8 protein-coding genes are annotated in these 8763 nt (G+C 73.3%); 2 read left to right on the forward strand and 6 right to left on the reverse strand.

Annotated features, from left to right (window positions below; genetic code table 11):
• Positions 1 to 55: 55 nt before the first annotated feature.
• From M5362_RS32400 to M5362_RS32415, 4 genes are all read right to left on the reverse strand, one after another.
• A complete protein-coding gene (locus M5362_RS32400; protein WP_374214561.1) occupies positions 56 to 1240 on the reverse strand; it encodes a hypothetical protein in 1185 nt (394 codons plus the stop codon).
• 191 nt (positions 1241 to 1431) lie between these two features.
• Positions 1432 to 3087 carry a phospho-sugar mutase gene (locus M5362_RS32405; RefSeq protein WP_260231529.1) on the reverse strand — a complete coding sequence of 552 codons (1656 nt, stop codon included), beginning with the start codon at positions 3085 to 3087 and terminating at the stop codon, positions 1432 to 1434.
• Between the two features lie 261 nt (positions 3088 to 3348).
• A complete protein-coding gene (locus M5362_RS32410) occupies positions 3349 to 4152 on the reverse strand; it encodes a purine-nucleoside phosphorylase (RefSeq protein ID WP_260231530.1) in 804 nt (267 codons plus the stop codon).
• A 321-nt stretch (positions 4153 to 4473) separates the two neighbouring features.
• Positions 4474 to 4911 (reverse strand): gamma-glutamylcyclotransferase, encoded by a 438-nt coding sequence (locus tag M5362_RS32415; protein WP_260231531.1) that lies wholly within the window; start codon positions 4909 to 4911, stop codon positions 4474 to 4476.
• A gap of 242 nt (positions 4912 to 5153) precedes the next feature.
• Between M5362_RS32415 and M5362_RS32420 the strand changes: the two genes are divergently transcribed.
• Together M5362_RS32420 and M5362_RS32425 are read left to right on the forward strand one after the other, a co-directional pair.
• Complete coding sequence (locus M5362_RS32420; protein ID WP_260231532.1) at positions 5154 to 6593, forward strand: NAD(P)H-quinone dehydrogenase; 1440 nt, start codon at positions 5154 to 5156, stop codon at positions 6591 to 6593.
• A gap of 165 nt (positions 6594 to 6758) precedes the next feature.
• Complete coding sequence (locus M5362_RS32425; protein ID WP_260231533.1) at positions 6759 to 7712, forward strand: DeoR/GlpR family DNA-binding transcription regulator; 954 nt, start codon at positions 6759 to 6761, stop codon at positions 7710 to 7712.
• 55 nt (positions 7713 to 7767) lie between these two features.
• Here M5362_RS32425 and M5362_RS32430 read toward each other — a convergent pair whose 3' ends face one another.
• Positions 7768 to 8322 carry a TetR/AcrR family transcriptional regulator gene (locus M5362_RS32430; protein WP_260231534.1) on the reverse strand — a complete coding sequence of 185 codons (555 nt, stop codon included), beginning with the start codon at positions 8320 to 8322 and terminating at the stop codon, positions 7768 to 7770.
• 110 nt (positions 8323 to 8432) lie between these two features.
• Positions 8433 to 8763 (reverse strand): biotin/lipoyl-containing protein (locus M5362_RS32435; RefSeq protein ID WP_260231535.1); only part of this gene is annotated, 331 nt, incomplete at its 5' end.

The raw sequence follows: 8763 nt of genomic DNA on the forward strand, positions 1-8763 counted from the left end.
CGCGCGACCGGCTGAGCGTCCCCACGGCGTTCTGCCCGTCAGCGGCTGAGCGTTCTCACGGCGCGCCCGGCCAGACCAGCAGCATGTGTCCGCCGAGCCATGCCGAGGACAGGGCCGCCCCGCCGAGCACCAGGGCGGCCGCAGGGCGGCGGGCGCGGCAGACCGCGCGTGCGAGCGGGAGCAGCAGCGGGAAGCCGGGCAACAGGAACCGGGCGCGGGGGAAGTACACGCCCCCGCTGCCCAGGACCACCAGGAGCAGCACCCCCGAGAAGACCAGCAGCGGCAGCGGCTGCCGGTCGGCGACGCAGAGCGGGAACAGCAGCGCGGCGGCGATCAGCACGAGCGAGACCACGACCAGGAACAGCTGCGGGTCCTCGGCGTAGACGAGATGCCTGCGCAGCTGACGCAGGGTCACCGTGCCGCCGTCCCAGGTGTTGCTCCAGCTCCGCTGTACCGCGAAGTAGCCGTCCCAGCGCCCCACCCGCAGCCCCACCCAGCCGACGTAGCCCAGCCAGCCCAGGGGAGCGGCGAGGGCGGCGGCGAGCGCGGGGCGGCAGCCGCGGCGGGCCGCGAGCAGCCCCGCGACCGTGACGGCCGCGGCGACCGCGACCCCGGTCGGCCGGGTCAGCCCCGCCCCGACGGCCAGCCCCGCCGCCCAGGCCCAGCGCCCGTCCAGGACGGCGTACAGCGACCAGGCCGCCAGCGCCGTGAACAGCGACTCCGTGTACCCCATCCACTGGACGACGGCGACCGGCAGCGCGCCCCACAGCACCGCGAGGACCGTGCCCGCCCGGCGCCCGTACAGCCGGTCGCCGACCGCGAAGATCCCCCAGGCGGCGGCCAGCGAGCAGAGCACCGCCAGGACCAGGCCCACGGAGGCGGGTGAGCCGGGGGCGACCACCGCCACCGCCCTGACCAGGGTCGGGTAGAGCGGGAAGAACGCCATCGTCCGGTCGCCCGGCGGCTCGCCGGGCTCGGGCGTGTAGCCGTGGTCGGCGATCCCGAGGTACCAGCGCGAGTCCCAGGACGTCGCCAGGGCCGGCCAGATGCCGTGGCCCCGCAGATGCGCCCAGCGGCCGAGCACCAGCAGCCCCAGGAGCCGTACGGCCAGATAGCCGGCCAGTGCGGGCGCGGCGTGGCGCAGGGTGCCGCGTACCCGTTCCGGGAGGCGCTCGCCGGGCGGCGACGGCGGCCGCCGGGAGGCGGGAACGGTCGGTCGGACGGTCAGGACCGGGGGCACTGGGGCGGCTCCAGGAACGCTCGGCGGGCTACCGGGTCACCCTGGCCGGAACCACCTGATCGCGGGACGCGCGTTGCGCCGGCTGCCGTACCGAATTCACCCGTACGGGACGGCGCACCGGCGCCCGTACGGGATACGGCGAGGCCCGTACGGAACCGTTTCCGTACGGGCCTCACGCGGAGCTCGGGCCGCTACAGACCGGCCGCCTCCGACAGGTCGCGCTTGATCGCGGCGAGGATCTCGGCGCCCTTCGCGCGCGCCGTCTCCAGCTCGCTCGCGTCGGCGACCGGGACCACGACCTCCAGGTAGCACTTGAGCTTGGGCTCCGTGCCGGACGGGCGGACGATCACCCGGGCCTTGTAGTCGCCCTCCAGGTAGTAGCGCAGGCCGTCCGTCGGGGGCAGCGACTCGGTGCCCTTCGTCAGGTCCTCGGCCGTGGTGACCGTCAGACCCGCGAGGTGGACCGGCGGCCGCGCGCGCAGCGTGCTCATCGCGTTCGCGATGATGCCCAGGTCCTCCACCCGCACCGACAGCTGGTCCGTGGCGTGCAGCCCGTGGGCCACCGCCAGGTCGTCCAGCAGGTCGGTCAGCGTACGGTCCTGCTCCTTGAGCTCCGAGGCCAGCTCGGCGACGAGCAGCGCCGCCGTGATGCCGTCCTTGTCGCGGACGCCCTCGGGGTCGACGCAGTAGCCCAGCGCCTCCTCGTAGCCGTACCGCAGACCGTCGACGCGGGCGATCCACTTGAAGCCGGTCAGCGTCTCCTCGTGGCCGACGCCCGCCGCCTCGGCGATCCGGCCGAGCAGCGAGGAGGACACGATCGACTCGGCGAACACGCCCCGCGCGCCCTTGTGCACCAGGTGCGCGGCGAGCAGCGAGCCCACCTCGTCGCCGCGCAGCATCCGCCAGCCGCCCTCGGCCGCCGGGTCCGGCACGGCCACGGCGCAGCGGTCGGCGTCCGGGTCGTTGGCGATCACGATGTCGGGGGCCACGGCGCGGGCCGCCTCGAAGGCGAGGTCCATCGCGCCCGGCTCCTCCGGGTTCGGGAAGGCGACCGTGGGGAACGCCGGGTCCGGCTCGGCCTGCTCGGCGACGAGCGCGGGCGGCGGGAAGCCGGCGCGGGCGAAGGCGGCCGTGAGGACGTCCTTGCCGACGCCGTGCATCGCCGTGTAGACCGTCCGGACGGACCGCGCGGAGCCCGGGCTCAGGACGGCGTCCGTGCGGGCCAGATAGGCCTCCAGGACCTCGTCGCCGAGGGTCTCCCAGCCGGTCTCCGGGCGGGGGACGTCGTCCAGGGAGCGCACCGCGTCGATCTCGGCGGCGATCTCGGCGTCGGCCGGCGGCACGATCTGCGAGCCGTCGCCCAGGTAGACCTTGTAGCCGTTGTCGCGCGGCGGGTTGTGGCTCGCGGTCACCTCGACACCGGCGACGGCGCCCAGATGCCTTATGGCGTACGCGAGGACGGGCGTCGGCAGCGGGCGGGGGAGCAGGGCCGCGCGCAGTCCGGCGCCGGTCATCACGGCGGCGGTGTCGCGGGCGAAGTCGGCCGACTTGTAGCGGGCGTCGTAGCCGATCACCACGAGGCCGCCCTCCTGGCCCTTCGCCTTGAGGTACGCGGCGAGTCCGGCGGCGGCCCGGATGACGACCGAGCGGTTCATCCGCATCGGCCCCGCGCCCAGCTCGCCGCGGAGTCCGGCGGTGCCGAACTGGAGGGTGCCGCTGAAACGGGCGGCGAGCTCGTTGCTCGTGCCGGCATCGATGAGCTTCGCGAGTTCCTCGCGGGTCTCACTGTCGGGGTCCTCGGCGAGCCAGGCCTTGGCCCGGGCGAGGAGGTCGTCGTCCTGCGTCACGGTGTGCCTTTCGGGGAGGCGGGCGGCGGGTGGGTGCGGGGTGGGCCGCTGCGCGGAGCCTTTCCCCACCCCGCCCCTTCCCGAACCGGGGCCCCGCCCCGGACCCCGCGCCTCAGGCGCCGGGCGGAGAATCCAGCCCGCCCGGCGTTCGAGGGCACGGCCGCAGGCCGTACGGGGGTCCGGGGGGCAGAGCCCCCGGTCACGGGAAGGGGCGGGGCGGGGAAAGAGACCCCGCGCAGCGATCCCTGCGAGCCGGGAGGATCAGATCCGGTCGAGGACCCGCGTCAGCAGCTCGCCCATCCGGGCGGCCGAGTCGCGGCCGGCCTGGAGGACCTCCTCGTGGTTCAGCGGCTCGCCGGAGAGCCCCGCCGCCAGGTTGGTGACCAGGGAGATGCCCAGGACCTCGGCGCCCGCCTCGCGGGCCGCGATGGCCTCCAGGACGGTGGACATGCCGACCAGGTCGCCGCCCATGACGCGGACCATGTTGATCTCGGCCGGGGTCTCGTAGTGCGGCCCGGGGAACTGCACGTAGACGCCCTCTTCGAGGGTCTCGTCGACCTCCTTGCACAGCGCGCGCAGCCGCGGCGAGTACAGGTCGGTGAGGTCCACGAAGTTCGCGCCGACGATCGGCGAGGCGGCCGTCAGGTTGATGTGGTCGCTGATCAGGACCGGCTGGCCGGGGCGCATGCCCTCGCGCAGACCGCCGCACCCATTGGTCAGGACGACGGTCTTGCAGCCGGCGGCGACGGCGGTACGCACCCCGTGGGCGACGGAGGCGACGCCCCGGCCCTCGTAGAAGTGGGTGCGGCCCAGGAAGACCAGGACGTGCTTGGCGCCGATCTTGTACGAGCGGACCTTGCCGCCGTGTCCCTCGACGGCCGGCGGCGGGAAGCCGGGCAGCTCGGTCACGGGGAACTCGGCCTCCGGAGCGCCGAGCGCGTCGACGGCCGGCGCCCAGCCGGAGCCCATGACGAGGGCCACGTCGTGGGTCTCGATTCCGGTCAGCTCGCGAAGTCGCGCGGCAGCGGCCTCGGCGGCCTCGTACGGGGTGGCAGTTGCGTTCACTGACTCTCTCGCCTCGGGGAGGGGGGTCCGAGGGGAGCCCCGGACGGATTTCCTACGCGCAGAAGCGTAGCCCGAGAATTCCTACGCGCGTAGATGACGTTGCGGACGGACATGCGATCGTTGTCTTGTCGTTTCCGACAAACGACCGGCCGGGAGGTGCCCCCGAGCCGTGCCGGAGGCGCGGCGAAGTGCAGGGCCGCCCGGCCCCGGTTCGCCCCGGCGAGCCCGGTCCGCACCGCGCTGACCTGGTCTTTCGGGGCGCTGCCGCGCAGCCCGGGGCGCTGCCGCGCGGGGAGCCGACGCGCGTAGCGCGCGTCCGCGTCAGCAGGGGCGCTTGCGCAGCTCCATCACGTAGTCGTGCGGCGCGCCCGCAGACTCGGCCGCGTCCGCGACCTCGCCCAGGTAGCGGGCGGAGGGAAGCCCGCCCTCGTACGCGTTCAGGACGTACACCCAGGCCGGCTCGTCGCCGTCCAGGGTGTGCACGCGCACCCGCATCCGCCGGTAGATGTCGAGGCCGACACCCTCCCAGCGGTCCATCGACTCCTCGTCCATGGGAGCGATGTCGTACAGCGCCACGAAGACCTGGGAACGAGGCGCCTCGACGATGGTGGCCAGCGCGCCCTCCCAGCCCATCTGCTCGCCGCCGAAGGTCAGCCGCCAGCCGTTCAGCCAGCCGGTGCCGCGCAGCGGGGAGTGCGGGGCGCGGCGGGTCATGAGCCGCGCGTCGAGGTTGCCGGCGTACGCGGCGTAGAGCGACATGGGATCGAGGGTACGGGAGGGGACAGGGTGTCCGGGGAAGTCGGCGGCCGGGGACGCGGCGGCGAGCGTACGGCTCCACCCGCCGGGACCGTGCGGAGGCCGTACGGAGGCCCCGGCGAGAGTCCAGCCCCGGCGTACGGGACAATGGGGTACGCACTTGAAGCGTGCGGGACAATGACGTACGCACTGCATCCCAGCGGGGGGACCCCCCGGCAGAACGAGAGCGCGAGGCGTAGATCCCAGTGACCCGGATCGTGATCATCGGCGGCGGACCCGGCGGATACGAGGCTGCCCTGGTGGGCGCCCAACTCGGCGCGGAGGTGACCGTCGTCGACTGCGACGGTCTGGGCGGCGCGTCCGTCCTGACCGACTGCGTCCCCTCCAAGACGCTCATCGCGACGGCCGAGGTGATGACGACCTTCGACTCCTCGTACGAGGAGCTGGGCATCATCGTCGCCGACGACACCCCGCACGTGGAGCAGGCCGCCCGCGTCGTGGGCGTCGACCTCGGCAAGGTCAACCGCCGGGTGAAGCGCCTCGCCCTGGCGCAGTCCCACGACATCACCGCCTCCGTCACCCGGGCCGGCGCCCGGGTGCTGCGCGGCCGCGGCCGGCTCTCCGGCCGACAGGCCGTGGACGGCTCCCGCCAGGTGATCGTGACCTCCGCCGACGGCACCGAGGAGGTGCTGACCGCCGACGCCGTGCTGATCGCGACCGGCGGCCACCCGCGCGAGCTGCCCGACGCCCAGCCCGACGGCGAGCGGATCCTCAACTGGACGCAGGTCTACGACCTCAAGGAGCTCCCCGAGGAGCTCATCGTGGTCGGCTCCGGTGTGACCGGCGCCGAGTTCGCCGGCGCCTACCAGGCCCTCGGCTCCCGCGTCACCCTGGTCTCGTCCCGTGACCGCGTGCTGCCGGGCGAGGACCCGGACGCCGCCGCGGTCCTGGAGGACGTCTTCCGCCGCCGCGGCATGAACGTCATGGCCCGCTCCCGCGCCGAGTCCGCGAAGAGGGTCGGCGACCGGGTCGAGGTCACCCTCTCCGACGGCCGGGTCATCTCCGGCACCCACTGTCTGATGGCCGTCGGCGCCATCCCGAACTCGGCCGGAATGGGTCTGGAGGAGGCCGGGGTCCGGCTGAAGGACTCCGGGCACATCTGGACCGACAAGGTCTCCCGCACCTCCGCCCCCGGCGTCTACGCGGCCGGCGACGTCACCGGCGTCTTCGCGCTCGCCTCGGTGGCGGCCATGCAGGGCCGGATCGCGATGTACCACTTCCTCGGCGACGCGGTGACCCCGCTGAACCTGAAGACGGTCTCCTCGAACGTCTTCACCGACCCGGAGATCGCGACCGTCGGTTACACGCAGGCCGACGTGGACGCGGGCAAGATCGACGCCCGGGCCGTCAAGCTGCCGCTCCTGCGCAACCCGCGCGCGAAGATGCAGGGCATCCGGGACGGCTTCGTCAAGATCTTCTGCCGCCCGGGCACCGGGATCGTGGTCGGCGGCTGTGTCGTCGCCCCCCGGGCGAGCGAGCTGATCCACCCCATCTCGATCGCGGTCGACAACAATCTGACGGTGGAACAGATCGCAAACGCTTTCACCGTGTACCCCTCCCTGTCGGGCTCGATCGCGGAAGTGGCACGGCAGTTGCACACCCGAAAGGCGACGGGCGAGGGCTGACGGCCCTCCCGCCTGGGGCGATCTGGACAACCCCCGGCAAGCCGGGGCATGGAACGATCAACGACGGGGCTTCCCATACCACTTGGAGGCCCCGTCTGTGCGCATCTTCCTCAATCCGGCGCATAGTGCTGAAAAGTGTCGGCCGCTCAGGTTACTGTCAGTTTCGTGTTCGCTGCAGAACGTCGTCAGTTGATCCTCGAAATGGTGCGCGCCAACGGAGCCGTGTCGCTCCGTGAGCTCGCCCGCGTCGTCCAGACCTCAGAAGTGACCGTACGGCGAGACGTGCGGGCACTGGAGGCAGAAGGACTCCTCGACCGCCGGCATGGCGGTGCGGTACTGCCGGGCGGTTTCACGCGAGAGTCCGGCTTCCCGCAGAAATCCCATCTCGCGACCGCGGAGAAGACGGCCATCGCCGACGTCGCCGCGAGCCTCGTCGAAGAGGGTGAGGCCATCGTCGTCGGCGCCGGGACGACCACGCAGGAGCTGGCGCGCCGGCTCGCCCGCGTGCCCGGCCTGACCGTCGTCACCAACTCGCTGCTCGTCGCCCAGGCGCTGGCGCACGCCAACCGGGTCGAGGTCGTCATGACCGGCGGCACGCTGCGCGGCTCCAACTACGCGCTGGTCGGCAGCGGGGCCGAGCAGTCCCTCCAGGGGCTGCGGGTCTCCCGGGCCTTCCTCTCCGGCAGCGGTCTGACCGCCGAGCGCGGTCTGTCCACCTCCAACATGCTCTCCGCGAGCGTGGACCGGGCGCTGGTGCAGGCGGCGGCGGAGGTCGTGGTCCTGGCCGACCACACCAAGCTCGGCACCGACACCATGTTCCAGACGGTGCCGACGGACGTGATCACCCGGCTGGTCACCGACGAGCCCCCGGCGCACGACGACCGGGCCGCGACGGAGCTCCAGGCGCTGGCCGACCAGGGCGTCCAGATCGCCGTGGCCGGCACGGGCGTGGGCGGTGAAGCGGTCCCCCCGCCCGGACGCCCCCGCCGCGACGTGCCCCTTCCGGGGCAGCGGGGACGCCACCCCAACGGTCAACTCCGCAGCGCGGGCGGGGCATTGACGAGTGAGGTGCTCGCCCCCGAGCGCGCGGCGCGGGTGGCGGACATGCGCAGGCGCTGAGACGCGCTCTGGGGATCCAGGGGCCCCTCCCCCAGGGGGCCGCCGGCCTTCCCGCTCAGCGCTTCAGACCCCGCAGGGTCAGGGCAAGGAGACGGTCGGCCAGCTCCTCGTCCTCGGGAGACTGTTCGGCGGCCAGCACGATCGCGTTGGTGAGCTGCATCAGATCCCCGATCGACACGTCGTCGCGTACGGTCCCGGCCTCCCGGGCCCGCGACAGCAAGGTCTCGCCGGCCGCGCGCAGCGGCACACCGCACTGAGCGAGCGCCGAACTCGCGTCCCGCGAGCCGGACATGGCCGTCATCAGCGCCCGCGAGAGTCCGCGGTACTCACCCGCATGGGTGATCAGGGAGCGCAGCCACTCCACGAGCGCCGGGCACGGCTCGTCGGCCTCCGCCAGCTCCCGGCCACGCTGGAGCAGTGCGGCCAGAGCCTCCTGGAAGACGGCGTTGATCAGCGCCTCGCGGGTGGGGAAGTGGCGGTAGAGCGTGCCGATCCCGACCCCCGCACGACGGGCGACGTCCTCCAGGGAGGCATCGGTGCCGTGCTCGGCGAAGACGGCACGGGCTTCGGTCAGCAGCCGCTCGTGGTTGCGGCGCGCGTCGGCGCGCATGGGGCCTCCCCTCCGGATACGGGCGAAGGGCCCGCAGGCGGTGCGCCTACGAGCCCTTCGTACGGTACCTGCGCCAACCCGCGCCCACGCGCGGGTTCCTGACGCGGTGATCAGTCCTTGATCTCGCAGATCGCGGCGCCGGACGTCACCGACGCGCCGATCTCCGCCGACAGCCCCTTGATCGTGCCGGAGCGGTGGGCGTTGAGGGGCTGTTCCATCTTCATGGCCTCCAGGACGACGATGAGGTCGCCTTCCTTGACCTCCTGGCCCTCCTCGACAGCGATCTTGACGATCGTTCCCTGCATCGGGGAGGCGAGGGTGTCGCCGGAGGCCGTCGGGCCGGACTTCTTCGCGGCGCGGCGCTTCGGCTTGGCGCCCGCGGCCAGACCCGTACGGGCCAGGGACATGCCGAGCGAGACGGGCAGGGAGACTTCGAGACGC

Source organism: Streptomyces sp. Je 1-79 (genome assembly GCF_025195125.1).
Classification (GTDB): domain Bacteria; phylum Actinomycetota; class Actinomycetes; order Streptomycetales; family Streptomycetaceae; genus Streptomyces.